This window comes from Vibrio sp. 2134-1 (genome assembly GCF_033339495.1).
Genome location: NZ_JAWOUS010000319.1, coordinates 1 through 776, shown reverse-complemented (window position 1 = coordinate 776; position 776 = coordinate 1). Strand labels below are relative to the sequence as shown.

General features: G+C 48.7%; 1 protein-coding gene. It reads right to left on the bottom strand.

Annotation, left to right across the window (positions count from 1 at the left end; genetic code table 11):
- Positions 1-776: membrane-bound lytic murein transglycosylase MltF (gene mltF, locus R7R78_RS25715; protein WP_225474569.1), on the bottom strand; the 776-nt coding region annotated here is incomplete at both ends.

Below are 776 nucleotides of genomic sequence, written 5' to 3'. Positions count from 1 at the left end.
CGTGCCTCGTCTCCACGAGCGTAGCCATAACGGGTTTGGCTGTAGTAACGCTTTTGTCGTAACAGCGGCAGTCGGTCTTTTACATCCGCCCATGCGTTTGGATCGCCACCTTGTGCCTTGGTTAATCGACGCGCGTCCATCATGTGGCCATAACCAATATTGTACGATGCCAATGCAAACCAAATTTTTTCATGTTCGTTAATCGTATCAGGTACGCGAGCGACAATGCGACGCAGGTATTCCACACCACCACGAACAGATTGTTCTGGGTTTAGACGATCGGTTACACCAACACTTTTCGCAGTTGGTAAAGTCAGCATCATCATGCCACGAACACCCGTAGGCGATTTTGCTTTTGGTTTCCAATGAGATTCTTGGTAGGCCAAAGCCGCGATTAAACGCCAATCAAACTCTTCGCTGTATTTTTGGAACAGCGGAGCCCATCTCGGCAACTTATCATCAAGAGCACGAATAAAGGCACGCGTGTCCACGTAGTCAAACGCTTCAATATGGCCAATGTACTTCTCTTCAAGAGAAGCTAGCTCGCCAGATTGTTTGATATTGCCGAAAAACTCAATCAGCATCGCATACAAGCTCTCGTCCTCTGAGCGGCGAGTAAACCATGATACTGGTTGATCTTCGGTGAGCTCAAAAGCAAGTGCTAGATCTGGATACAGGCGTTGCGCGAGAGACAGCTCTACGGAATCAGTGACGGTGAAACGCAGTTCTCCAGTCGATACATGTTTCAGTAAATCGCGAGTGTCAGCATCGCCCAC